26 protein-coding genes are annotated in these 23,139 nt (G+C 63.9%); 19 read left to right on the forward strand and 7 right to left on the reverse strand.

The window, feature by feature from the left end:
- Positions 1 to 13 precede the first annotated feature (13 nt).
- The 3 genes from BM190_RS05990 to BM190_RS06000 all read left to right on the forward strand — a co-directional run bounded on the left by BM190_RS05990 (position 14) and on the right by BM190_RS06000 (position 2,022).
- A complete protein-coding gene (locus BM190_RS05990; protein ID WP_092252744.1) occupies positions 14 to 1,198 on the forward strand; it encodes a serine hydrolase domain-containing protein in 1,185 nt (394 codons plus the stop codon).
- Positions 1,199 to 1,294: 96 nt separating this feature from the next.
- Positions 1,295 to 1,504: a YgaP family membrane protein gene (locus BM190_RS05995; protein WP_092252746.1), complete on the forward strand. Its 210-nt coding sequence runs from the start codon at positions 1,295 to 1,297 to the stop codon at positions 1,502 to 1,504.
- On the forward strand, positions 1,501 to 2,022 hold the full coding sequence (locus tag BM190_RS06000) for an RNA polymerase sigma factor (protein WP_092252748.1): 522 nt from the start codon (positions 1,501 to 1,503) through the stop codon (positions 2,020 to 2,022). Before BM190_RS05995 ends, BM190_RS06000 begins: the two co-directional genes overlap by 4 nt.
- 74 nt (positions 2,023 to 2,096) lie before the next feature.
- Here BM190_RS06000 and BM190_RS06005 read toward each other — a convergent pair whose 3' ends face one another.
- Both BM190_RS06005 and BM190_RS06010 read right to left on the reverse strand, forming a co-directional pair.
- The gene (locus BM190_RS06005) at positions 2,097 to 3,437 is read right to left on the reverse strand and encodes an RtcB family protein (RefSeq protein WP_092253071.1); all 1,341 of its coding nucleotides are present in this window, start codon (positions 3,435 to 3,437) and stop codon (positions 2,097 to 2,099) included.
- Positions 3,438 to 3,553: 116 nt separating this feature from the next.
- Complete coding sequence (locus BM190_RS06010) at positions 3,554 to 4,879, reverse strand: TROVE domain-containing protein (RefSeq protein ID WP_092252750.1); 1,326 nt, start codon at positions 4,877 to 4,879, stop codon at positions 3,554 to 3,556.
- A 1,173-nt stretch (positions 4,880 to 6,052) separates the two neighbouring features.
- Here BM190_RS06010 and BM190_RS06020 point away from each other — a divergent pair.
- From BM190_RS06020 to BM190_RS06025, 4 genes are all read left to right on the forward strand, one after another.
- Entirely contained in the window at positions 6,053 to 6,718 is a 666-nt protein-coding gene (locus BM190_RS06020) for a DUF429 domain-containing protein (protein WP_092252754.1), read from the forward strand.
- A 146-nt stretch (positions 6,719 to 6,864) separates the two neighbouring features.
- Complete coding sequence (locus tag BM190_RS39445; RefSeq protein ID WP_143109017.1) at positions 6,865 to 7,074, forward strand: hypothetical protein; 210 nt, start codon at positions 6,865 to 6,867, stop codon at positions 7,072 to 7,074.
- A 12-nt stretch (positions 7,075 to 7,086) separates the two neighbouring features.
- Positions 7,087 to 7,233 (forward strand): hypothetical protein, encoded by a 147-nt coding sequence (locus tag BM190_RS40295; protein ID WP_018317626.1) that lies wholly within the window; start codon positions 7,087 to 7,089, stop codon positions 7,231 to 7,233.
- Between the two features lie 125 nt (positions 7,234 to 7,358).
- Positions 7,359 to 8,063 carry a glutathione S-transferase family protein gene (locus BM190_RS06025; RefSeq protein WP_092252756.1) on the forward strand — a complete coding sequence of 235 codons (705 nt, stop codon included), beginning with the start codon at positions 7,359 to 7,361 and terminating at the stop codon, positions 8,061 to 8,063.
- Between the two features lie 2 nt (positions 8,064 to 8,065).
- On the opposite strand, the gene BM190_RS06030 is transcribed toward BM190_RS06025, so the two are convergent.
- The 3 genes from BM190_RS06030 to BM190_RS06040 all read right to left on the reverse strand — a co-directional run bounded on the left by BM190_RS06030 (position 8,066) and on the right by BM190_RS06040 (position 10,071).
- Positions 8,066 to 8,848 (reverse strand): sulfite exporter TauE/SafE family protein, encoded by a 783-nt coding sequence (locus BM190_RS06030; RefSeq protein ID WP_092252758.1) that lies wholly within the window; start codon positions 8,846 to 8,848, stop codon positions 8,066 to 8,068.
- A gap of 3 nt (positions 8,849 to 8,851) precedes the next feature.
- Positions 8,852 to 9,484, reverse strand: a complete 633-nt coding sequence (locus tag BM190_RS06035; RefSeq protein ID WP_092252760.1) for a TetR/AcrR family transcriptional regulator — start codon at positions 9,482 to 9,484, stop codon at positions 8,852 to 8,854.
- A gap of 215 nt (positions 9,485 to 9,699) precedes the next feature.
- Entirely contained in the window at positions 9,700 to 10,071 is a 372-nt protein-coding gene (locus BM190_RS06040; protein ID WP_092252762.1) for a tRNA-binding protein, read from the reverse strand.
- A gap of 104 nt (positions 10,072 to 10,175) precedes the next feature.
- Between BM190_RS06040 and BM190_RS06045 the strand changes: the two genes are divergently transcribed.
- Complete coding sequence (locus BM190_RS06045; protein WP_018317620.1) at positions 10,176 to 10,535, forward strand: ArsC family reductase; 360 nt, start codon at positions 10,176 to 10,178, stop codon at positions 10,533 to 10,535.
- A gap of 3 nt (positions 10,536 to 10,538) precedes the next feature.
- Here the strand turns inward: BM190_RS06045 and BM190_RS06050 are convergent, their stop codons facing one another.
- Positions 10,539 to 11,186, reverse strand: coding sequence for a PAS domain-containing protein (locus tag BM190_RS06050; protein WP_092252764.1), 648 nt, complete (start codon positions 11,184 to 11,186; stop codon positions 10,539 to 10,541).
- 355 nt (positions 11,187 to 11,541) lie between these two features.
- Between BM190_RS06050 and BM190_RS06055 the strand changes: the two genes are divergently transcribed.
- From BM190_RS06055 to BM190_RS06085, 7 genes are all read left to right on the forward strand, one after another.
- Complete coding sequence (locus tag BM190_RS06055) at positions 11,542 to 12,297, forward strand: ABC transporter ATP-binding protein (RefSeq protein ID WP_018317619.1); 756 nt, start codon at positions 11,542 to 11,544, stop codon at positions 12,295 to 12,297.
- On the forward strand, positions 12,290 to 13,036 hold the full coding sequence (locus BM190_RS06060) for an ABC transporter ATP-binding protein (RefSeq protein WP_018317618.1): 747 nt from the start codon (positions 12,290 to 12,292) through the stop codon (positions 13,034 to 13,036). The genes BM190_RS06055 and BM190_RS06060 overlap by 8 nt, the downstream gene beginning before the upstream one ends.
- Before the next feature lie 54 nt (positions 13,037 to 13,090).
- Positions 13,091 to 14,311, forward strand: a complete 1,221-nt coding sequence (locus BM190_RS06065) for an ABC transporter substrate-binding protein (RefSeq protein ID WP_092252766.1) — start codon at positions 13,091 to 13,093, stop codon at positions 14,309 to 14,311.
- 76 nt (positions 14,312 to 14,387) lie between these two features.
- Positions 14,388 to 15,251, forward strand: a complete 864-nt coding sequence (locus BM190_RS06070) for a branched-chain amino acid ABC transporter permease (RefSeq protein ID WP_018317616.1) — start codon at positions 14,388 to 14,390, stop codon at positions 15,249 to 15,251.
- A 1-nt stretch (position 15,252) separates the two neighbouring features.
- A complete protein-coding gene (locus BM190_RS06075; protein ID WP_092252768.1) occupies positions 15,253 to 16,221 on the forward strand; it encodes a branched-chain amino acid ABC transporter permease in 969 nt (322 codons plus the stop codon).
- A 156-nt stretch (positions 16,222 to 16,377) separates the two neighbouring features.
- Complete coding sequence (locus BM190_RS06080; RefSeq protein WP_018317614.1) at positions 16,378 to 17,022, forward strand: DUF47 domain-containing protein; 645 nt, start codon at positions 16,378 to 16,380, stop codon at positions 17,020 to 17,022.
- 11 nt (positions 17,023 to 17,033) lie between these two features.
- A complete protein-coding gene (locus BM190_RS06085) occupies positions 17,034 to 18,041 on the forward strand; it encodes an inorganic phosphate transporter (protein WP_092252770.1) in 1,008 nt (335 codons plus the stop codon).
- Here BM190_RS06085 and sugE read toward each other — a convergent pair.
- A complete protein-coding gene (gene sugE, locus BM190_RS06090) occupies positions 18,034 to 18,348 on the reverse strand; it encodes a quaternary ammonium compound efflux SMR transporter SugE (protein ID WP_018317612.1) in 315 nt (104 codons plus the stop codon). The two genes, BM190_RS06085 and sugE, sit on opposite strands and share 8 nt — an antisense overlap.
- Positions 18,349 to 18,514: 166 nt before the next feature.
- Between sugE and BM190_RS06095 the strand changes: the two genes are divergently transcribed.
- The 4 genes from BM190_RS06095 to BM190_RS06110 all read left to right on the forward strand — a co-directional run bounded on the left by BM190_RS06095 (position 18,515) and on the right by BM190_RS06110 (position 23,135).
- Positions 18,515 to 20,137, forward strand: coding sequence for a peptide chain release factor 3 (locus tag BM190_RS06095; RefSeq protein ID WP_018317611.1), 1,623 nt, complete (start codon positions 18,515 to 18,517; stop codon positions 20,135 to 20,137).
- A gap of 98 nt (positions 20,138 to 20,235) precedes the next feature.
- Positions 20,236 to 20,814 carry a UCP034077 family protein gene (locus BM190_RS06100; protein ID WP_177236929.1) on the forward strand — a complete coding sequence of 193 codons (579 nt, stop codon included), beginning with the start codon at positions 20,236 to 20,238 and terminating at the stop codon, positions 20,812 to 20,814.
- A 70-nt stretch (positions 20,815 to 20,884) separates the two neighbouring features.
- The gene (locus BM190_RS06105; RefSeq protein WP_092252774.1) at positions 20,885 to 21,469 is read left to right on the forward strand and encodes an NnrU family protein; all 585 of its coding nucleotides are present in this window, start codon (positions 20,885 to 20,887) and stop codon (positions 21,467 to 21,469) included.
- A 73-nt stretch (positions 21,470 to 21,542) separates the two neighbouring features.
- Complete coding sequence (locus tag BM190_RS06110) at positions 21,543 to 23,135, forward strand: class I adenylate-forming enzyme family protein (protein WP_092252776.1); 1,593 nt, start codon at positions 21,543 to 21,545, stop codon at positions 23,133 to 23,135.
- Positions 23,136 to 23,139 lie beyond the last annotated feature (4 nt).

Raw genomic sequence — 23,139 nt, forward strand, 5'->3', positions numbered from 1 at the left:
TTGGGGGAGACTCATGGACGCCAAGGTTACGGAATTTTCCGCCGCACGGACGGCGATGCAGCGCTACGTCGATCAGGAGATCATTCCGGGCGCATCCTGGGCCGTGCTGCGCGGGGGCGAGGTGGTCGACCAGCAATGCGTCGGCTTTGCCGACCGCGAAGCCAAGACCGCGCTTCGTCCCGACCATATCTTCCGCGCGTTCTCCAACACCAAGATCTTCGTCACTTGCGCGATCATGCTGCTGGTCGAGGAGGGCCGCATCGGGCTCGATGACCCGATCGAGAAATTCCTGCCGCAGCTCGCTGGTCGCAAGGTGCTGAAGCCGGACGCTTCGAGCCTTGCCGATGTCGAGCCGGCGAAGAACCCGATCACGATCCGCCAGCTCCTGACCCACACCTCCGGCCTCAGCTATGGCATCTTCGATCCCGGCACGGTGCTGTTCAAAGCCTACAATGAGGCGCGCGTGCTCAATCCGCTGACGCCGCTCGCCGACATGATCGACCAGCTCGCCAGCCTGCCGCTGTCCTATCACCCGGGGACGTCCTGGGAATATTCGGTGGCCACCGACGTGCTCGGCCGTGTCGTGGAGGTCGTCTCCGGCCAGGCGCTCGATACCTTCCTGAAGGCGCGCATCTTCGATCCGCTCGGTATGACCGATACCGGCTTCCATGTTCCGGAAGCGCAGCAGGGCAGGCTGGTTGCGCTCTACAATGGCGCTGATGTGCTCGATCCGATGAAGCCCGGCCTCACGCGGGCCGACAATCTGCCGTTTCCGCAAGCCTATCGGCGGCCGTTCCCGCGGCTCTCGGGCGGTGGTGGTCTGGTCTCGACCCTGCCAGACATGCTCGCACTGGTCCGCGCGCTGCTGCCCGGTTCGGATGCGCTGTTGAAGCCGGAGACGCTGCGGCAGATGATGACGAACCAGCTCCCGGCAGGGCAGACCATCCGCTTCGCCAATCTCGGTCCGATCCCGGGCAAGGGCTTTGGCCTGGGCGGCGCCGTCACCTTCGCGCCGACGCCGTTCGATCCGCCGAACTCCACCGGGGAATTCCAGTGGGGCGGGCTCGCCGGCACCCATTGGTGGATCTGCCCTGAGGCCAATACCGCGGGGGTCCTGATGGCCCAGCGTTACATGGGCTTCTGGAATCCATACTTCTTCGAGTTCAAGCGCCTGGCCTATCAGGCCGTCGGAGGCTGACCCGCGAAAAAATTGCACGCGCCCGCGAATCCTTTTCGGCCGGGGCGTCCTCTTAGTGGTCGAGGCATTTTGCCTCGGCCTAACTCGGAGGATGAGATGGCGTTTTACAGGAAGAACATCGGCGGCCTGCATCAGGCAGTGCGGATCGCCTTGGGCGTCGCGGTGATGGTCGCGGCATTCGTCTCTCTGGCGGGTACGACGGCGTGGCTGGTCGCGCTGGGCGGCGCCGGCTTCGCGCTGACCGGCTTCGTCGGCTATTGCCCGATGTGCGCGATGGCGGGGATCGGGCGAGGGGGCGTCTCGTGAGTGCGGCTGCGATCTCGCCAAACCTGTTCGAAGCCGCTCGGCTCGGCGATCCCCACGCGATCGCCTCGCTGCTCGAGACGGCGCAGCCGGATATCCGCCGCTACGCGCGCGCCACCTGTCGCAGCTCGGCGGATGCCGAGGATGCGACGCAGGAGGCGCTGTGGATCCTGTTCCGCCATGTCGGCACGATCCGCTCGCTGCTGGCGTTTTCGGCCTGGCTGTTCAGCGTCGTTCGCCGCGAATGCCTGCGGCTGGCGCGTCGGGCCGGTGTCGTCGCCGCCATCGACGACGGCGAGGCGGAGGCGCTGCTGCTGGCTCGCCCCGAAGCCGATCTGCGGCTCGATGTGGCCGCGGCGTTCGAGGCGCTGCCGCCGCACTACCGCGATGTCGCCCTGATGCGCGACGTCAAGGAAATGACCATCGACGAAATCTCCACCGCGCTCGGCGCGTCCCGGCAGACCGTGAAGGCGCGACTGCACCGCGCCCGCGCCTTGATGCGCGAGTATCTGACGAGATGAGACATGAGTGAATACCGGAGGAGGAGAATCGAATGATGCGGGCGGGAGGTGGTGCCTCCCGCCCGCTGCTTGCGTCAGTCCTTCCACGGATCGAACTCGCCCTCGCCGGCCATGGCGACGGCGAACGGCCGCAGAGTGTGCAGCACGCGCACGGTGCCGGCGTGTTGCGCCAGCACGTCCGGCAGGCGGCGATAGGCCATCGGGCTCTCGTCGAGGTCGGCACCGATCAAGGTGACGCCGCGCTCGTTGAGCCAATGGTCCATTTCCGCGCGCGAGAAGCGCCGCTTCGCCTCCTTGCGTCCGAACAGGCGGCCGGCGCCGTGCACGGTCGAATAGAGCGAAGCCTTGGCTTCCGGACTGTCGACGCCTTCGAGAATGACGGCGTCGTCGCCCATGGAGCCACCGACGAATCCCTTCTGGCCGGGAAACGCCGGCGTCGCGCCCTTGCGCACCACCCACAGATCCTTGCCGTCGTGGGTCTCACGCCAGGCATAGTTGTGGTGGTTGTGCACGCTCTCGGTCACGCTGCCGCCGATGATCTGGCGGACGCGCTCGACGACCCACTCGCGGCCCGCATAGGCATAACGCCCGGCGAGCTGCATCGCCGCGATGTAGCGGCGGCCGAGCTCGGAATCCTCGTCGACGACCGCGGGCGGGACGTTCATACCGTCCTTGCCCCCGGCGGCCTTGAGGTAGCGCGTCGCGGAGGTGTGCCCGAGACCGCGGCTTCCGAAGTGGACGCCGATCCAGACAAAGCCTTCCTCGTCGCGCATGAGGTCGACATAGTGGTTGCCCGATCCGACCGTGCCGAGCTGACTCACCGCCTTCTGACGGTAGGCCTCCATGTCGCTTTCGCGCCAGGCATCTGCGTCGTCGAACAGGTCGTGCTCGGCCCGCTCGGCATTGGCGCGGCCGACTCCGAACGAGATCACCTTGGCGACGTCGCGGATGATCGTGGGGACGAGGCCTGCAATGTCGTCGAAGCGCGTGTCGAGCCGGGCGGCCATGTTGCCGCAGCCGATGTCGAAGCCGACGCCGGAGATGCTGATCTGCTTCTCATAGGCGATGACCCCGCCGACCGGCTGGGCGTAGCCGAGATGGCCGTCGGCGCAGATCACGCCGGATACGACGTTGCCGACCGCCATGCAGTTGCGCATCTGCGCGATCGTCGCTTCCTCGTGCGGGCCGAAAATCTTCAGCGGCGCATTCTGGAAGCGGGCGTCCTGCATCCGGAACTCGGCGATCGAGTTCGCGGTCGCATTGGCCTCGCGGGCAAGATGCTCCTTGCGCGCGGCGTCCTTGTACAGGCACCAGGCGGGCTGGCCGCGTCCTTCGCCGACGCGCGAGTCGGGATCGATGCCGGCGGCGAGGCAGAGCTCGCGGGCGCGTTCCATGTAGGGATCGGATCGTCGCATGGTCGTGTGTCCTGCTTTGCATTCCGCACGCACCATAGCCGGGCGGACGGATCATTTCAGAGATTTTGAAAACCCCGGGCGCAGTACCCTGCGTCCGGGGCCGTTGTCGTTGCGCATCAGTTCAACGCCGTTTCCGACGCCGCGATCCACGCGACCACGGCCTCAGAGAAGCCGTTGACGCGGGTCCAGGCGCCGTGGCCGACACCGTGCTGATACGAGGCCACGTTCACGATGGTGCCGCGCGCCCTGGGCTCGGGCACCTGGTCGTGGCTCTGCTCGTCGGTGAAGACGATGAGGCGATCGCCCTTGCGGTCGATCTCCGCCACCGCCTTGCCGAGCCAGGTTCCGCTATGCGGCTGCGAGTTGATGATCGCATCTCGAAGCGCGAAGCCGCGGCGGGGAGGGACCTTCACCACCCTGTCGGAGAAGGTGAAGATCTCGACCTCGTCGCAGATCTCGCGGGCGAGGATGGCCAGGCCACACGCCGCCTCCGCGCGCGTCATTTCCGACTGCGCGGAGAGCGTCGCGAACATCGAGCCCGACACGTCGATCAGGAGCCGGGTGCGGCCCGGGAGCCGCACATGATCCTTGACCGACTTGAGCATCGCAGCCTCGAGCTCGGGCTCGAAGTCCGGCGCATAGCGCGCCGCCGTGATGAAGCGATAGGGAAGGATACGATCCGTCCGCATCGCGTCGATCGCGCCTGCGATGGTCTCGCGCGGGACCTGCGCGTTCTGCATCAGCCGCAGATTGCGCATGAGCGCCAGCCCGCCGAGCTTGCGCTCGGCGATCAACCGCTCGAAGGTCTCGCGCTTGTTCTTGCCGGCCGAGAGCGAAACCTCCCAGGTGTCGGGGGAGGCGAGCTCGCCATCGACGAGCTGCTTCCACACCTTGGCCTGGTCGGCGTCCTTCGGCTTGGCGTGCACCAGGAACAGCACGTCCCTGATCCGCACCGCGCCGTCGCGGTCCCACTTGGCGAGCTGGTACGCGTCGAACTTGGTCAGCGCGCGGGCAAGGCCCTTCTTGACCTGCGCCGAGACCGGCTGACGCTTGCGCTGCTGCTGAGGGCCGAGCGCATCCGCCCAGTAGATCGCAAGCAGCTCCGTCATCTCGTCGGGACGCTGGATCACCCGGTGGAGTGTGTCGGCCACGAGGGCGCGGTGCCTCTCGCTCCGCGCCATCTCGCGGATGACGAGCAGCGGCGCGTGCCGCAGCTTCATCACCTCGCGCGCCTCGATTGCAAGCTGTGCCACGCGCGCCGAAGCAACCTTCGGCACCAGGGCCCTGATGCGATCGGCGATCGCGACGCCGTCCTCGTAGAACTGGTCCTCCCACAGGAGGCAGTTCATCAGCGCGCGCTTCAGCTCCATCTCGGGCGTGAAGCGCACGGCACGGGCGCCCTGACGCGTGAAGGCGCGAACGATCTTGTTGAGCCTGACCATGACGGCCTCCTCTTGGGTTGATGATGGAATGGAAACGGGTGCCGGGGAACAAGCGAGGCTGAACGTGCTCTACCAACTGAGCTACGGACTGATGTCCGGGAGGGCTCGAACCTCCGACCGCGAAGTAACAGCGCTCTTCACCATCGGCGGTGGCGACGAAGGGACACGATCCGGGAACAGGCGATTCTGTAACCCGGCGAGCGAAAGCCCGCCGGAAAGCGCTCTGGCCACTGAGCTACCGGTGCATCGTACACCGGGCGGGATTCGAACCCGCGACCTCTCGCGTGATAGGCGAAGTAACAGAAATCTTCACCACGGACCGTGATGGTTTGGCGGGGAACGAGCGATGCTGTTGCTGCCCTTGCGGGCGATCCGCCCCTTGCTCTTGCAGGAGTCGAACCTGCGCGGTCCGAAGTAACAGACATCTTCACCACCGCCAGGCCGACGCTCTCGCGTCGGCCGTTGATGGGTACGCTGGGGAACGGGCGATCTCGGCTTTCAGTGACGACAACACAGGACCCTTCTTGCGAACGGATCCTGTGCCGGGCCGCGTGCGAACCTTTTCCGAGGCTGCATCCCGGTGCGTGTGTCAAAGGCGGGAGGCATACCCGCTTTGCCGTGTGGAGAAGTATCCGAGATCTTCACCACCAGCGTCGGTTGAGCCGCGACGACAGCGGCAAACCGAACTACAAAAATTCTATCGCGGCGCTGTCGACGCGCCGCATGTTGCGAACCATCAGGGTTCGCTCTGCCATCGGTGTCCGGCTCATCGCCTCGTTCCCTCCGGCAGGCCCCGCGCGCTTGGGCACGCGCCTCTCTAGCGCGAGCCCCGAGATCCGGGTCTCTCGTTCCGGCGATTGCCGGGATGTTCGGTTGGACCGCGCGGCGAGCAATAAAAAACCCTCCGGAGCGGCAGGCTCGGGAGGGTCCGTGAGAAGCGGACTGTCGATCTTGCGGTCAGGCAAGATCGCTCCCATGAGCCGGGCATGCGACGTCGAATAGCTTTGAGCTATTCGGCATGCGGGCAATTCTTTCGTAGCGGTCTGACATCGCTCGGTTCATGGTGTGCTTGTCGCAAACGGAAGTGTTCTGCGAGGGCGCGGGACATACGCCCGCAACTTGCGGATGTCAAGCGACGCGCGCGTGGAAAAATGAAAATGATGGACGGATGACGTGCCAAACTATCTCGGCCTCGACGGATTTCGTTTCGGCTGGGTCGCGGCCTGGATCGACGAGCGCGGCAATCATGGCTTCGACTATTCGCCGGGCCTGACACGTTTGCTTGCGTTGCCGCATGCGCGCGCGATGATCGACATGCCGATCGGATTGAATCCGGCCGGCTATCGCCCGTGCGACCTGCGTGCGCGCGAGCTGATTGGCCCCGCCGTGTTTCTCGGTGCGCGCCGCGATCTCTGGACGTTTCCCGATATGGCGGCGGCCAATCGTCACTACTGGACGCATGAAGGCAACGGCAGGGGCGTGTCGGCGCAGCTCTGGAATATCAGGGACAAGATCAGGGACGTCGATGAGATCATGACTCCGGCGCGGCAGGCGACGATCGGCGAAGCGCATCCGGAATTGGTGTTCTGGAATCTCGCAGGGCGAGTGCCGCTTGAACCGAAGACGTCGGCGCAAGGCCGCGAGCAGCGCGTCGCGTTGCTGATAGCTCGGGGTTTCACCAAGGTCGAAAGATGGCTGACGCTTCGCCACGGCACCGGCATCGGCCGCGACGATCTCATCGACGCCTGTGCCTGCGCGGTGGCGGCGCGCGACAGCACGCAGCGTGTCGGCGGCGAGGAGATCGATCCACGCGGATTGCGGATGGAGATCAACTACTGACCAGATCAACTCTGCCGATCGCTTGTACCGGCAAGGTGACCACGACCACAATGGCTCGGCTTCAAGGAGCCACCCTCATCGTCCAGCCTTGCTGCTCGTGCTTCGTACACATCGGCCATTGCTCGCAGCCTTCGTGCGGCTTCGCGATGGGCGAGATCGTCCGCGACGCGGCGACAGCGCTGAGCGTGATCGAGCAGGGCGCGCTTCTCAATGTTCATCCCGTCACAACGCGCAAGTTGCTCGATGGTCCCTCGAAACAACGCAACGTCTCCTCTGCGAAAACGGGAAAAACCGGCAAATTTTCCTGCCAAGTTGGAACACGGCATGTCAGCGGGCGTTTAAGCCACAGGAGTTGAGGGACAAATACCATGCACGATGTCTGCCAATGGGCGACCGCGACCCTCGCGATTGCCTTCACGGCTGCGCTGCTGATCACGGGTCAATGGTTCATCCAGTATCGACTGCAGCATGAAACCATGACGCCGGTCGTCAAGATCGCGACGCTGCCGCTCTAGTCGCTTCAAGGGCGTCAATTGCTAATCCACGCCTTCCCCTGATCTTCCAGATAATCGGCTGGCCTTGCGCCGTTCGCTTGCTCGCCTAGATTAGGCGGCATCTCACCAACGCTGCCGGAGTGCCGATGTCTGATCTGTCCGCCTTTCCCATCGCCAAACGCTGGCCGGCCAAGCATCCCGAACTGCTTCAGCTCTATTCGCTGCCGACGCCGAACGGCGTCAAGGTCTCGATCATGCTGGAGGAGATCGGACTTCCCTACGAGGTCCATCTCGTCGATTTCGGCAAGGACGATCAGAAGACGGCTGAATTCCTCTCGCTCAATCCGAACGGCAAGATCCCGGCGATCCTCGATCCCAATGGTCCGGGCGGCAGGCCGCTGCCGCTGTTCGAGTCCGGGGCGATCCTGCAATACCTCGCCGAGAAGACCGGCAAGCTGCTGCCCGAGGATGCCGCGCGCCGCTACCAGACCATCCAGTGGGTGCACTTCCAGATGGGCGGCATCGGACCGATGTTCGGCCAGGTTGGCTTCTTCCATAAATTCGCCGGCAAGGATTTTGAGGACAAGCGGCCACGTGACCGCTACGTCGCCGAGGCCAAGCGCCTGCTCGGCGTGATGGAGACGCATCTTTCGGGGCGGCAATGGTTCATGGATGACGACTACACCATCGCCGACATCTCGATGCTCGGCTGGGTGCGCAATCTCATTGGCTTCTACGGTGCCGGCGATCTCGTCGAATTCACCCAGTTCAAATCGGTCGGTGCCTGGCTCGAACGCGGCCTCGCGCGTCCGGCGGTGCAGCGCGGGCTGAACATTCCGCCGCGGCCGTAAGATCAGGTTAGCGCCTTGTGGGTCATGTAGAGCGCCATCAGGGAGACGAAGGCGATCATGACCCGGCGCAGTACCGATTTGCTGACGCCATTGGCCAGGCGTGCGCCGAGATCGGTGCCGATCCAGAGGCCGGCCAGAATGCCTGTGATGGCCGGCCAGCCGACCAGCAGGCCCTTGCTCCAGTAGATCCAGGCCGCCGGAAGGTTGGTCGGGAGGATCGAGAAGACGAGGCTGACAAGCTGCGCCTGATGCTGCGGCACGCGCAGGCCTGCAGCAAGGCCGACGGTGATTGCAAGGCCGCCGCCGATGCCCATGAAGCCGGAGGAAAATCCGGCAAGCAGGCCGATGAGCAGCAGCGGTAGCCGGGGCAGTTGGTCCTGGTCGCCGGGCTCACGGCCGCCGTCCTTGCGATCGCGACGCGGGATCAGCAGGACGATCAGCGCGACGAGATAGACGACATAAGTCCATTGCAAGACCTGGTCGGAAACCGCCGCCGCGGCGTAACCGCCACCGGCGCCGCCGACGAGAAATCCGATGCCGATCCAGATAATCCACGGCAAGGGGCTGCGATTGCCGCTCTGCCAATAGCGGCGCGCGCCGGCAAGGCCCGTCGGCGGGACCTGTGTGATCAGTGACGTCCCTTGTGCGACGTGTTGTTCCGCGCCGAGCAGCAGCACGCTGAAGATCACGAGCCCGCCCCCCGGGCTCGTCCCCGTGAAGCCTGATGCCAGGCCGCTGATCAGGCCGACGCCGGCGCCAGCAAGCAGGTCGTGAATCCCTGACATCGCTTACGTCCTGCTTCGCCGCTTGATGTCGGGCCTGGTCGTGCGAAAGCCGTCGATCACCCCGGCCACGGCCGCCATGCAGGCCTCGACGTCGAATGCGTCGCCCCAGCATTTTTGCAGCACAAATCCCTGGAAGATCGCGAGAAGCACGCGTGCGATCGCTTCCGCACCGAGATCGCGCCTGAGGAGGCCGTCATGCTGGCCGCGCTCGACCAGCGCGACGATCAGAGCGCGCGGCATGTCGATGCCCTCGACGACGCTGGTGCGGACGCGGCGGTTGCGCAGGGCTTCGGCCCAGCCGTGGATGCCGACACGGCGGCGCGCTTCCCCGGCGGGGTCGGTCAGCCATTGCGCGTAAACGCGGATCAGCGCGTGAAGCCCTTCGATCGGATCGCCGGATCCTTGCGCGACCGAATTGAGCACGGCTTCGCGGCGATGCCGGTCGTCGGCGAGCGCCTCGATCAGATCGTCCTTGCTCTGGAAGTAGAGATAGACCGCGCCATGGCTCAGTCCGGACCGCTTCACGATGTCGGCCATGCCGGTCTGGTGAAAACCGTCTTCGGAGAAGCAGGCGAGGGCAGCTTCGAGAATTTGCTGCCGCCGGCTTTCGCGCTGCTGGTCGCTGATCTTGGGCATCTGGTCGTCCTTAAATAACTGACAGATCGATCGTTTTGCCATCAATCCATATTGGGCCGAGAACAAGCCGATCGTGATAAAAAACGATCAGTCAGTCATTTTTATGGGAGGAGAGGATTTTGGTCAAGTCTGGCCCGGTCTCGGGCCGGGAAGGAGGAGATGATGTCCGTTGCGAATGCGTCGACAGAGGCGACGCTGCACTCGATCGCGCGCGGCTAGAACAGCCGTCCGCCGTTCGGCACTGGCCTGCTCGGCTGCACCAGCACGACCTTGCCGTCGGCATCGGGGAAGCCGAGCGTCAGCACCTCCGAGATGACGGGTCCGATCTGGCGCGGCGGGAAATTGACGACGGCCGCGACCTGTTGTCCCACCAAAGTCTCGAGCGGATGGTTTTCGGTGATCTGGGCCGAGCTCTTGCGCACGCCGATCACCGGGCCAAAGTCGACCCACAGTCGAAAGGCCGGCTTGCGCGCTTCCGGAAACGGTTTTGCCTCGACGATGGTCCCGACACGGATATCGACCGCGAGGAAGCTGTTGAAGTCGATGGTCGGCGTGGCGGTGGCTGCGGGATCGTGAGTGACGTGCATAAAGTGTCCGTTCGGAGAGTTGGCTTCGTTCGCAATATTGTCGCGCGAAGCGGAGTTTCGTACAACGCTGCGAACATCACGATACGCCATGCGCGAGGAACATCTTGCCCAACACCATCTACGGCATCAAGAACTGCGACACCATGAAGAAGGCGCGCGCCTGGCTCGATACCCATGGCGTCGCGTATGAATTCCACGACTACAAGGCGGCGGGCGTCGAGAAGGACAAGCTCAAGCAGTGGAGCGACAAGGTCGGCTGGGAGACGCTGCTCAATCGCGCCGGCACGACCTTCAAGAAGCTGCCCGATTCCGACAAGGAAGGCTTGAGCGAGACGAAGGCGCTGGCGCTGATGCTAGCGCAACCATCGATGATCAAGCGGCCGGTGCTGGAAATCGGCGGCAAGCTGCTGGTCGGCTTCAAGCCGGACATCTATGCCAAGGAAGTCGGCGCCAAGACGCGTTAGAGATTAGTTCAGCTCGATGATCTCGTTGGTGACGCCGGGAGCCGGCTGGTCCGCGAATTCGACCACGTCGGCCGTCGCGATGCGGCCAGGCGCGCGATGGAAGAGATCGCGATCGATCACGGCGCGCAGTTTCGGGCGCGGCAGCGCGTCATTTCCGCGCATCAGATTCTTGATCTCGAAGCCGCCGTCCTCGCAGAAGGTCTTGACCGAGGCGATGACGTGGCAGACTTGGCCGCCGGTCTGGAAAGGCAGCAGCAGCCGTTCATACGCGACGATGCGTCCGTAGATGTCGTCGACATCGGCAACGCTGTAGACGGGAAGCCCGCATGCCACGCATTCATAGTAAACTGGCATCACCAAGGGGGCGAGCCGCGGCCCGAGATAATCGTCGAGCAGAACACCCTTGCCGGTATGCCCATAAGCACGGGAGATACGCGTGCCTTCGCTCTGGATGGTGAGGCGTGGCGCCGACGTCGAAGCGTCCACCGTATAATAGATGAGATCGGACAGCTCTTCCTCCAGCCGCGCAGGCTGATATTCCCAAACCGCCGGCGCGATCTGCTGGCTCGCGTAAAGTCGCAGCCACGTGTTCAGGAGATCACGCTGCCTGATTGACTTGACGACGGACGGAGCGGCGCTGGCGAAATCCAAAACGATAATCCCGGAACGTCAAAACCTGCACATGATGCCGTGTGCGGGAAAATTTTCTATGAAGGCTGGCGTGCCGGACGAAAGACCGTTAACGACGGCTTGATGACCGGTGCCTTGCGAACCGGGAGGCCGGGCAGGCACGACATCAAAACATCTCCGACTAAGGGAGCATTTGTATCCCAGCCGGAGACCTGATCTGCTCAGCTTTCCGCCTTGCCTAACCCCCGTCACCTCCGGCATATTCCGCGCCCGGAGGCGGCGTTCCGGATGGGCTCCAAGGATAGGCTCCAAGGCCCCCGGAAAGCCGAAGCAACAAGGATAGCCACGCGGCTCGCGCGGGCAGGGGGAAATCTGTTTGGCCGATGAGTTTATTCTCGAAACGGAAGGCTTAACCAAGGAGTTCGCGGGCTTCTTCGCCGTCCGCGACGTTGCGCTCAAGGTTCGCCGTGGGAGCATTCATGCGTTGATCGGTCCGAATGGGGCCGGCAAGACGACCTGCTTCAATCTTCTGACCAAGTTCCTGAAACCGTCTGCCGGAAAAATCCTCTACAAGGGGCAGGACATTACCGCGATGGCACCGGCCGACGTGGCCCGCATGGGGCTGGTTCGCTCGTTCCAGATTTCGGCGGTGTTTCCGCATCTCACGGCGCTGGAAAACGTCCGTGTCGCGCTTCAGCGCCAGCACGGCTCTTCGTTCGATTTCTGGCGCTCCAAGTCGGTGCTCAACCGCTTCAACGACCGCGCGCGCGAATTGTTGAACGATGTCGGCCTGAACGAGTTTGCCAACACACCCGCGGTCGAGATGCCCTATGGACGCAAGCGTGCACTGGAGATCGCAACCACGCTCGCGCTCGACCCGGAGATGATGCTGCTGGACGAGCCGATGGCGGGCATGGGCCACGAGGACATCGACAAGATCGCGGCGCTGATCAAGCGCATCTCGGCGAAATACACCATCCTGATGGTGGAGCATAATTTAAGCGTCGTGGCCAACCTGTCCGACATCATCACCGTGCTGACGCGCGGCCAGGTGCTCGCGCAGGGCCATTACTCGGAGCTCACCAAGGACGAGCGCGTCAAGGAAGCCTATCTGGGAGCCGGTCATGCCTGACACTGCGATCGCCGAGGCTCCGGCCAAGGCTGCGACCGGCGGAAACATCCTTCAAATCCGCAACCTGGAAGCCTGGTACGGCGAGTCTCACATCCTGCACGGGATCAACTTCGACGTGAACGCGGGCGAGGTCGTCACCCTGCTCGGGCGTAACGGCGCCGGCAAGACGACCACGCTGAAGTCGATCATGGGCATCATCGGCAAGCGTACCGGCTCGGTGAAGTTCAACAACCAGGAGATCATCCGCGCGACCTCCGACAAGATCGCGCGCATGGGCATCGCATTCTGCCCGGAAGAGCGGGGCATATTCTCCAGTCTCGACGTGCGGGAGAATTTGATGCTGCCGCCGGTGGTCCGCGAAGGCGGGCTGCCGCTCGATCAGATCTTCGAGCTGTTTCCGAACCTGAAGGAGCGGCTCAACAGCCAGGGCACCAAGCTGTCCGGTGGCGAGCAGCAGATGCTCGCGATCGCGCGCATCCTGCGCACCGGTGCGAGCTTCCTGATGCTGGACGAGCCGACCGAGGGCCTTGCGCCGGTCATCATCCAGCAGATCGGCCACACCATTGCGCGGCTCAAGAAGGAGGGCTTCACCATCCTCCTGGTCGAGCAGAACTTCCGCTTCGCATCCACCGTCGCCGACCGTTACTACGTGGTCGAGCACGGCAAGATCATTGACGGATTTTCCAATGCGGATCTTGCCGCCAACATGGACAAGCTCCACACCTATCTTGGTGTGTAGCCGAGCAGGCGGACGTGCAAGAGTAACTATCAAAGGAATATTGGGAGGCGGATTATGAAGCACAGCATTTCGGCAATGTTGCTCGGGACGGCCCTGGCGCTCGGCGCGGCAGGTGGCGCAGTCGCGCAGGACAAGAACATCAAGATCGGCGTGCTGACCGACAATTCGGGACTCTATGCCGATCTCGGTGGCTCTGGCTCGACCGTCGCCGCACAGATGGCGATCGAGGATTCCGGGCTCGCTGCCAAGGGCTGGAAGCTCGACCTGATCTCCGCCGACCATCAGAACAAGCCCGACATCGGCTCCACGATTGCTCGGCAATGGATCGACGTCGAGAAGGTCGACATCTTCATGGATGTCCTGAACTCCGGCGTCGCGCTCGCGGTCAACAATGTCGTCAAGGAGAAGAATTCGATCCTGATCGACACGGGTGCGGCGACGTCGGATCTCACCAACGCGCAATGCTCACCGAACACGATCCACTGGGTCTATGATACCTATATGCTGGCCAACAGTACCGGGCAGGCGCTGGTGAAGGCGGGCGGCGACACATGGTATTTTCTCACCGCGGACTACGCCTTTGGCCATGCCCTCGAGCGCGACACCGCCGCGGTCGTGGTGAAGTCGGGCGGCAAGGTGATCGGCAATGTCAAGCATCCTCTGAATACTGCCGACTTCTCGTCGTTCCTGCTTCAGGCGCAGGCCTCCAAAGCCAAGATCATCGGCATGGCGAATGCCGGCGGCGACACCACCAACACCATCAAGCAGGCGGCGGAGTTCGGCATCGTCTCGGGCGGCCAGAAGCTTGCGGGCCTGCTGCTCTTCATCACCGACGTGCACTCGCTCGGTCTGAAGGTGGCGCAGGGCCTGAACTTCACCGAGACCTTCTATTGGGACATGAACGACGGTACGCGCGCGTTCTCCAAGCGCTTCTCCGAGCGCATGAAGAACAAGGCGATGCCCTCGATGGTGCAGGCCGGCGTCTACTCGGGTCTGCTGCACTATTTCAAGGCGCTGGAGGCGATGGGCGGCAATCCGCATGACGGGGCCAAGGTGGTCGCCAAGATGAAGGAGATGCCGACGGACGATCCGCTGTTCGGCAAGGGAACGATCCGCGAGGACGGTCGCAAGCTGCATCCCGCCTATCTGTTCGAGGTCAAGAAGCCCGAGGAATCCAAAGGGCCCTGGGACTATTACAAGCTGATCGGCACGACGGCCGCGGATCAGGCGTTCCGGCCGCTGTCCGAGAGCGTCTGTCCGCTCGTGAAGAAGTAAGTGTGATGATGCGAGCCGGCGCAACTGCGCCGGCTTGCTCTTGGGGAACGACGAGAAGGGACCGGGTGCGGGATCGATGCAGGCTCTATACGCTCAGCTACTGGTGGGATTGATCAACGGCTCGTTCTACGCGCTGCTCAGTCTCGGGCTTGCCGTGATTTTCGGCATGCTGAACATCATCAATTTCGCCCATGGCGCGCTCTACATGATGGGCGCCTTCGTTGCCTATTTCCTGTTGAGCCTCGGTGGCATCAACTACTGGTGGGCACTGCTGATCGCACCCGTGATCGTCGGCATCTTCGGCATGATCCTGGAAAGGACCATGCTGCAATGGCTGACCGGGCTCGACCATCTCTACGGCCTGCTCCTGACCTTCGGCATCGCGCTGATCGTGCAGGGCGTGTTCCAGAATTATTTCGGCTCCTCCGGTCTGCCTTACGCCATTCCGGACCAGCTCAAGGGCGGCATGAATCTGGGCTTCATGTTCTTGCCGATCTATCGCGGCTGGGTGGTCGTGTTCTCGCTGGTCGTATGTCTGGCGACATGGTTCCTGATCGAGAAGACCCAGCTCGGCGCTTACCTGCGCGCCGCCACCGAAAATCCGACGCTGGTGCGTGCCTTCGGCATCAACGTGCCGCGCATGATCACGCTGACCTATGGTCTCGGCGTCGGCCTTGCCGCGCTCGCGGGCGTGCTGTCGGCGCCGATCAACCAGGTGCGACCGCTGATGGGCGCCGACCTGATTATCGTGGTGTTCGCGGTGGTCGTGATCGGCGGCATGGGTTCGATCATGGGCTCCATCATCACCGGCTTCGCGCTCGGCGTGATCGAGGGTCTGACCAAGTATTTCTATCCCGAGGCCTCCAACACCGTCGTGTTCGTGCTGATGGTGCTGGTGCTCTTGGTGAAGCCAACGGGATTGACGGGAAGGGCGGCCTGATATGACAACCCTGACGGACGACACGCTGCCGGTGACCCCTCGCGCGATGCGCGACGAGATGATCGCTTTCGTAGTGATGGCGCTGCTGCTGGCGTCGGTACCATTCACGGGCGTCTACCCGTTCTTCGTGATGCAGGCGCTGTGCTTTGCGCTGCTCGCCTGCGCCTTCAATCTGCTGGTCGGCTATGGCGGCCTGCTGTCGTTCGGCCACGCCATGTTCCTGGGGACCGCCGGCTATTGCTGCGCGCATGCGCTGAAAGTGTGGGCGTTGCCGCCTGAGCTCGGCATCCTCGTCGGCATCGCCGCGGCTTTCGTGCTCTCGATCATCACCGGCTACATCTCGATCCGCCGCCAGGGCATCTATTTCTCGATGATCACCCTGGCTCTGTCACAACTCCTGTACTTCATCTACCTCCAGGCCCCGTTCACCCACGGTGAGGACGGCATCCAGGGCATCCCGCAGGGACGCATGTTCGGCGTCTTCGATCTCTCCAAGCCGACGGTGCTCTATTACGTCGTGCTGGTCGGGTTTCTTGCCGGCTTCCTGTTGATCTACCGCATCATCAACTCGCCGTTCGGCGAGGTGCTGAAGTCGATCCGGGAGAACGAGCAGCGCGCGATTTCGCTCGGCTACCGCACCGACCAGTACAAGTTCCTGGCCTTCGTGCTGTCGGGAACGCTGGCCGGTTTTGCCGGTGCACTGAAGGTCTTTGTGGCGCAGAACGCCTCGCTCACCGACGTCCATTGGTCGATGTCGGGCGAGGTCGTGCTGATGACGCTGGTTGGCGGCCTCGGAACCATCTTCGGCCCCGTGGTCGGTGCCTTCGCGATCATCGCCATGCAGCAATATCTCGCCGGTTTCGGCCAATGGGTGACGGTGATCCAGGGCTCGATCTTCGTGGTCTGCGTGCTCACCTTCCGCCGCGGCGTCATCGGCGAAATCGCGCATTACTTCCGGAGATCGCTCTAACTGGTTGATTTTAAATCGGTTTGCCGGCCGCTTGAAAGCGGTGGATGATCCGGCTCCGCGGGCGTGAGATGACACGCGCGCGGATCGAAAATGGTCTATGACAGTTTCATGACGGCCTGATAGGGCCGGGCCATTTCCAACCGGTAGCCTCCCCCCATGATGCGATGGTTTCGTGCTTTCCTGCCCAAGGAAGAACGGTTCTTTGACCTGTTCGACCGGCATGCCCAGACGGTGATCCAGGGCTCCATCGCGCTCCAGGGCATGCTCAACGGGGGCGAGGAGACGCCGGTCTATTGCCAGCGCGTCAACCAGTTCGAGAATGATGCCGACAACATCACCCGAGAGGTGCTGACGGCGGTGCGCCGCACCTTCATCACCCCGTTCGACCGCGGCGACATCAAGAACCTGATCACGTCGATGGACGACGCCATCGACCAGATGCAGCAGACGGCCAAGGCGGTGATGTTGTTCGAGGTCCGCACCTTCGAGCCGCCCATGCGCGAGATCGGCGGGCTTCTGATCGAGTGCGCCAATCTGGTCGGCCGCGCGCTGCCGCTCATGCAGTCGATCGGTCCGAACGTCGCCATGCTGACCGCGATCACGGAGGAACTCGGAAAGCTCGAGGGCCGCGTCGACGATCTCCACGACATCGGTCTGAAGGAGCTGTTCCTCAAGCATCGCGACGGCAATGCGATGGACTTCATCGTCGGCGTCGAGATCTACGACCACCTCGAGAAGGTCGCGGATCGCTTCGACGACGTCGCGAACGAGATCAACAGCATCGTCATCGAGCAAGTTTAGGGCAGGCCGCTGTGGATGCCGCGTTGGGTCTTCCCGTCCTGGTCGGCTTGATCGCCGTCGCGCTGCTGTTCGATTTCCTAAATGGCCTGCACGACGCCGCCAATTCGATCGCGACCATCGTCTCGACCCGCGTGCTGCGGCCGCAATTCGCGGTGTTCTGGGCCGCGTTCTTCAATTTCGTCGCCTTCATGGTGTTCGGCCTGCACGTCGCCCAGACCATCGGCACCGGCATCATCGATCCCTCGATCGTCGACGCCCAGGTGATCTTCGCAGCCCTGGTCGGCGCCATCGTCTGGAACCTCGTGACCTGGGCGCTCGGCATCCCGTCCTCGTCGTCGCATGCGCTGATCGGCGGGCTCGTCGGCGGCGGCATGGCCAAAGCCGGGATCTCCGCTGCGGTGTGGAGCGGATTGAGCAAGACGGTGCTGGCGATCGTGCTGTCGCCGCTGATCGGCTTCCTGCTGGCGATGATGCTGGTGGCGATCGTGTCCTGGGCCTCGGTGCGCTCGACGCCATTCGCGGTCGATCGCGCCTTCCGCATCCTGCAATTCGCCTCCGCCTCGCTCTATTCGCTCGGCCATGGCGGCAACGACGCGCAGAAGACCATGGGCATCATCGCGGTGTTGCTCTATTCGCAGGGCCATCTCGGCAGCGACTTCTCGGTGCCGTTCTGGGTGGTGCTGTCATGCCAGGCGGCGATGGCGCTGGGCACGCTGATGGGCGGCTGGCGCATCGTCCGCACCATGGGCCTGCGCATCACCAAATTGACTCCCATGCAGGGCTTTTGCGCCGAGACTGGCGGGGCCGCGACTTTGTTCATGGCGACCTATCTTGGGGTTCCCGTCTCCACCACGCACACGATCACCGGCGCCATCGTCGGCGTCGGCGCCGCCCGCCGCGTCTCGGCGGTGCGCTGGAACGTTGCCAGCTCGATCGTCTACGCCTGGGTGATCACTATCCCGGCCTCGGCCATCGTAGCGGCGCTGACCTGGTGGGCGGTCAAGATCTTCGTCAAGTAACCAGCTTCAGCCCGACGATCCCGGCAACGATCAGGGCGATGCTGGCAAGACGAAGGGCGGTGGCCGGCTCCCCGAACAGGACAATGCCGAGGGTCGCGGTGCCGACCGCGCCGATGCCGGTCCACACCGCATAGGCGGTTCCGACGGGCAGCGATTTGAGGGCGAGGCCGAGCAGGATGACGCTGCCAGCCATGGCCGCGAGCGTGACGACGGACGGAACAAGTCTGCTAAAACCCTCGGTATATTTCAGGCCGATCGCCCAGGTGATCTCGAGAAGACCCGCGACGAACAGGATGCTCCAGGCCATGACGACCCTCCCTTCAAGGCAGGGTCGTCCCCGCGGCTGATGGGCGAGGAGGCCGTCCTCCCCCCAAGGCCAGTATGGCCAAGGCCGATATGGGGCTGGCCGGAAGGCTCCGCAATCACCAAATGAGGCTTGATCAGGCCCGTTTTCCCTGCCACACGCTCCCGCCATGTCCGACATCGCCACCACCACAGCCGAATCGCCGGCCCGTTCCCCGCTTGCCGCCGAAGTGGCGCGGCGGCGCACGTTTGCGATCATCTCCCATCCCGACGCCGGCAAGACCACGCTGACCGAAAAGCTGCTGCTGTTCGGCGGCGCCATCAACCTGGCCGGCCAAGTCAAGGCCAAGGGCGAGCGGCGCAACACGCGCTCGGACTGGATGAAGATCGAGCGCGAGCGCGGTATCTCTGTCGTGACCTCGGTGATGACCTTCGAGTTCGAGGGCCTTGTCTTCAACCTGCTGGACACGCCGGGCCACGAGGACTTTTCGGAAGACACCTATCGCACGCTGACCGCGGTCGATTCCGCCGTGATGGTGATCGACGCCGCCAAGGGCATCGAGGCGCGCACTCGAAAGCTGTTCGAGGTGTGTCGTCTTCGGGATATCCCGATCATCACCTTCATCAACAAGATGGATCGCGAGAGCCGCGACGTGTTCGAGCTGCTCGACGAGATCGAGAAGACGCTGGCGCTCGACACCACGCCGATGACCTGGCCGGTCGGCCGCGGCCGCGACTTCCTCGGCACTTACGACGTCGCCAATGGCGGCGTGCGCCTGCTCGAAGGCGGCGGTGCCAAGACCGGCGCGGCGCAGCAGATCGAGATCGCCGAGCTCGCCAAGCTCAATGCCAATCTCGATGTCTCCGCGGTCAAGGACGAGCTCGAGCTCGTCACCGAAGCGTCAAAACCGTTCGAGCTCGACGCGTTCCGCGAGGGCCATCTGACGCCGGTCTATTTCGGCAGCGCGCTGCGCAATTTCGGCGTCGGCGACCTGCTGGAAGGCCTCGGCAAGTTCGCGCCCGAGCCGCGCGCGCAGGACAGCGACCAGCGCAAGGTCGAGGCCACCGATCCGCGCATGAGCGCCTTCGTGTTCAAGATCCAGGCCAATATGGATCCGAACCACCGCGACCGCATCGCCTTCGCGCGCCTCTGCTCGGGCAAGCTCAGCCGCGGCATGAAGGCCAAGCTGGTGCGCACCGGCAAGAGCATGCCGCTGTCGAGCCCGCAATTCTTCTTCGCCCAGGACCGTTCGGTCGCGGATGAAGCCTTCGCCGGCGACGTCGTCGGCATTCCCAATCACGGCACGCTGCGCATCGGCGACACGCTGACCGAGGGCGAGGATTTCAACTTCGTCGGCGTGCCGAGTTTCGCGCCGGAAATCGTCCGCCGCGTCCGTCTCACCGACGCGATGAAGGCCAAGAAGCTGAAGGAAGCGCTGCAGCAGATGTCGGAAGAGGGCGTGGTGCAGGTGTTCCGCCCGCGCGACGGAGCGCCGGCGCTGGTGGGTGTCGTCGGCGCGCTCCAGCTCGACGTGCTGAAGGCACGGCTGGAGGCGGAATATTCACTGCCGGTCGAGTTCGAGGTCAGCGAATTCCAGCTCGCGCGCTGGGTCTCCTCGGAGGACCGCAAGAAGCTCGACACCTTCATCGCCGCCAACACCTCCAGCATCGCCGACGACGTCGACGGCGATCCCGTGTATCTGGCGCGGAACGAATTCTATCTCGGCTACACCAAGGAACGCGCCGAGGGCATCGAATTCACCAACGTGAAGGACGTCAAGAAGAAGGGGTAGGGTGGGCCTGCCGCTCGCGCGCGAGCATGTGAACGCGCGCGGACTTGACGCATTCATGGACAATGCCACCTTTTCTGGTGGCATTGCGAGCTCACTCCATGTGGCGCGGCTTCCTTGTTTTTCTCCTGCTGACGATCTCGACGATCGCCGCCGACGCGCAGCGACGCCAGATCAATCCAATCCCGTTTGCGCACGAGCCGTGCAGCGTGCTCGACTATCGGCCCTGCACGCCGTCCTATTGCAGTCCCCTCGAGCCCGGCCCCTGCATTCCCGAGATCGACTATCCCTATGGGCAAAATCTTCAGCTGACGATCGAGAGCGTGCCCTCCGAAGCCGATCGCGCCAAGTATCGGAAGCCGGATCACGATCTCGACACGATCGGCGATCTCTTCGCCGAGCTACGCACCTGCTGGTCGCCGCCATCAGACGGTGCGCGCGCGGGCATGCAGATGTCGGTGCGTTTCAGTTTCAACAAGGCGGGCGGCCTGATCGGTCCGCCGCGCCTGACATTCGCAACCACCGGCGTTCCGGCCGACACCCGCGCGACCTATCTGAAGGCGATCAACGCCTCGCTGAACGCCTGCCTGCCGCTGAAATTCACTGGCGGACTCGCCGGTGCCCTGGCCGGGCGGCCGATCGCGATCCGATATGTCGACAATCGGCAGATCGGCCAGTAGCGCACGAGTTGCGAGCAGCCGCCAATCGATGATACCTCAGAGGCGGGGGCTGCATTGCGGGGAGGATGTCGTGGGTCTGCTGGTCATGATCCTGGGGCTGGTGCTGTTCTTCGCCACCCATGTTTTCACCACCAAACGTGAGGCGCGTGCGCAGGCAATCGCAAGGCTGGGCGAGGGGACCTACAAGATCCTCTATACCGTGGTCTCGCTCGCGGGTCTCGCGTTGATCATCTGGGGCTTTGCGCATTACCGCAGCTCCGGCTGGATCGACGTCTGGTATCCGCCGAAGGCGATGAAGCACATCACGCTCGCGCTGATGCTGCCCGCGGTCATCCTGGTGGTCGCCTCTTATCTGCGCGGCCGCATCTACGCGACGCTAAAGCATCCGATGCTGGCCGGCATCAAGCTGTGGGCGGCGGCGCATCTTTTGGCCAACGGCGATCTCGGCTCCATCATTCTGTTCGGCTCGTTCCTGGGCTGGGCGGTGTATGACCGCATTTCGCTCAAGCATCGCACCGACGCCGGCGGCCCCCCGATCCCGGTGGGCGGCGTCAGCAATGATCTGATTGCGGTCGTCGTCGGCGTCGTCGCCTATCTCGCGCTGGCCTTCGCGTTCCATCCGGTCGTGATCGGTGTTCCCGTGATCGGGGTCTAGCCGGTCAGCACAAGACGAAACCCCGATGTCCATGCGCGGAAGCTGATAAGAGCAACAAACCGAGGGCCCTTCGATGGACTGGTCGCAATCTCAGATCCCGCCGATGCGGTTCGAGGCGCGCTTCGGCGACCGGGTGGTGCCGGCATTTTCGGATCGGCCGGCGAGCGTGTGGGCGATGATCGCGGAGGCGCGCGATCGCAATGCCGAAGGCGAGGCACTGATCGCAGGCAATGTCCGGCTGAGCTGGCGGCAGGCCGTGGAGCAGGCTGCGCGGATCGCCGCGGGCTTCCGCAAGCTTGGCCTGCAACGGGGCGACCGCGTCGCGATCCTGCTCGGTAACCGCATCGAATTCCCGCTGCTGCTGTTTGCCGCCGCGCATGAGGGGCTGGTGACGGTGCTGCTCAGCACGCGCCAGCAGAAGCCGGAGATCGCCTATGTCCTCGCCGATTGCGGCGCCAAGATCCTGATCCACGAAGCAGGCCTCGCAGAGCGGCTGCCCGATGCGGAGGAGGTGCCCGATGTGATCCACCGCATCGCCGTCGATGACGATCCGGCTCGCTCACGTTTCGCTGCGCTCGCCGACAACCCGTCGGCGCCTGCGCCGATCGAGGTGAGCGAAGAGGACACCGCGATGATCCTCTACACCTCGGGCACGACAGGCAGGCCGAAGGGCGCGATGCTGGCCCATTGCAACATCGTCCATTCCTCGATGGTGTTCGTGTCCTGCCTGCAATTGACGCAAACGGATCGCTCGATCGCGGCGGTGCCGCTCGGTCATGTCACCGGTGTCGTCGCCAACATCACGACGATGATCCGCTGCGGCGGGGCGCTGATCATCATGCCCGAGTTCAAGGCCGCCGATTACCTCAAGCTCGCCACGCGCGAGCGCGTCACCTACACGGTGATGGTGCCGGCGATGTACAATCTCTGCCTGCTGCAGCCGGATTTCGACAGCTACGATCTGTCGAGCTGGCGCATCGGCGGCTTTGGCGGGGCGCCGATGCCGGTCGCGACCATCGAGAAGCTCAAGGCGACAATTCCCGGCCTGAAGCTGATGAACTGCTACGGCGCGACCGAGACGACGTCGCCCTCGACGATCATGCCGGGCGAGCTGACCGAGAGCCATATCGACAGCGTCGGCCTGCCCTGTCCCGGCGCGCGCATCGTCGCGATGGATCCGAGCGGGCGCGAGCTGCCGCACGGGGAGATCGGCGAGCTCTGGATCCAGAGCGCCTCCGTCATCAAGGGCTATTGGAATAATCCCAAAGCCACCGCCGAGAGCTTCACCAGCGGGTTCTGGCACTCCGGCGATCTCGGCTCGGTCGATGCGGAAGGGTTCGTCCGCGTGTTCGACCGCCAGAAGGACATGATCAATCGCGGCGGCCTGAAGATCTATTCGGCCGAGGTGGAATCCGTGCTGGCCGGCCATCCCGCCGTGATCGAGAGCGCGATCATCGCCAAGGCGTGCCCGGTGCTGGGCGAGCGCGTCCACGCCGTGGTGGTGACGCGCGCGCCGGTCGCCGGCGAGGCCCTGCGCGCCTGGTGCGCGGAGCGTCTGTCCGACTACAAGGTTCCCGAGACCCTGGCGATCACACCTGAGCCGCTGCCGCGCAACGCCAACGGCAAGGTGCTGAAGCGGCAGCTCCGGGAGCTCCTGGGCGCTTGAGCCG

Source organism: Bradyrhizobium sp. Rc3b, from assembly GCF_900114915.1.
Taxonomy (GTDB): domain Bacteria; phylum Pseudomonadota; class Alphaproteobacteria; order Rhizobiales; family Xanthobacteraceae; genus Bradyrhizobium.

Coding starts and splice junctions, on each gene's coding strand:
- BM190_RS05990 (WP_092252744.1), top strand. CDS start 14: ATGGACGCCAAGGTTACGGAATTTTCCGCCGCACGGACGGCGATGCAG.
- BM190_RS05995 (WP_092252746.1), top strand. CDS start 1,295: ATGGCGTTTTACAGGAAGAACATCGGCGGCCTGCATCAGGCAGTGCGG.
- BM190_RS06005 (WP_092253071.1), bottom strand. CDS start 3,437: ATGCGACGATCCGATCCCTACATGGAACGCGCCCGCGAGCTCTGCCTC.
- BM190_RS06010 (WP_092252750.1), bottom strand. CDS start 4,879: ATGGTCAGGCTCAACAAGATCGTTCGCGCCTTCACGCGTCAGGGCGCC.
- BM190_RS39445 (WP_143109017.1), top strand. CDS start 6,865: ATGGGCGAGATCGTCCGCGACGCGGCGACAGCGCTGAGCGTGATCGAG.
- BM190_RS40295 (WP_018317626.1), top strand. CDS start 7,087: ATGCACGATGTCTGCCAATGGGCGACCGCGACCCTCGCGATTGCCTTC.
- BM190_RS06025 (WP_092252756.1), top strand. CDS start 7,359: ATGTCTGATCTGTCCGCCTTTCCCATCGCCAAACGCTGGCCGGCCAAG.
- BM190_RS06030 (WP_092252758.1), bottom strand. CDS start 8,848: ATGTCAGGGATTCACGACCTGCTTGCTGGCGCCGGCGTCGGCCTGATC.
- BM190_RS06035 (WP_092252760.1), bottom strand. CDS start 9,484: ATGCCCAAGATCAGCGACCAGCAGCGCGAAAGCCGGCGGCAGCAAATT.
- BM190_RS06040 (WP_092252762.1), bottom strand. CDS start 10,071: ATGCACGTCACTCACGATCCCGCAGCCACCGCCACGCCGACCATCGAC.
- BM190_RS06060 (WP_018317618.1), top strand. CDS start 12,290: ATGCCTGACACTGCGATCGCCGAGGCTCCGGCCAAGGCTGCGACCGGC.
- BM190_RS06065 (WP_092252766.1), top strand. CDS start 13,091: ATGAAGCACAGCATTTCGGCAATGTTGCTCGGGACGGCCCTGGCGCTC.
- BM190_RS06070 (WP_018317616.1), top strand. CDS start 14,388: ATGCAGGCTCTATACGCTCAGCTACTGGTGGGATTGATCAACGGCTCG.
- BM190_RS06075 (WP_092252768.1), top strand. CDS start 15,253: ATGACAACCCTGACGGACGACACGCTGCCGGTGACCCCTCGCGCGATG.
- BM190_RS06080 (WP_018317614.1), top strand. CDS start 16,378: ATGATGCGATGGTTTCGTGCTTTCCTGCCCAAGGAAGAACGGTTCTTT.
- sugE (WP_018317612.1), bottom strand. CDS start 18,348: ATGGCCTGGAGCATCCTGTTCGTCGCGGGTCTTCTCGAGATCACCTGG.
- BM190_RS06095 (WP_018317611.1), top strand. CDS start 18,515: ATGTCCGACATCGCCACCACCACAGCCGAATCGCCGGCCCGTTCCCCG.
- BM190_RS06100 (WP_177236929.1), top strand. CDS start 20,236: ATGTGGCGCGGCTTCCTTGTTTTTCTCCTGCTGACGATCTCGACGATC.
- BM190_RS06110 (WP_092252776.1), top strand. CDS start 21,543: ATGGACTGGTCGCAATCTCAGATCCCGCCGATGCGGTTCGAGGCGCGC.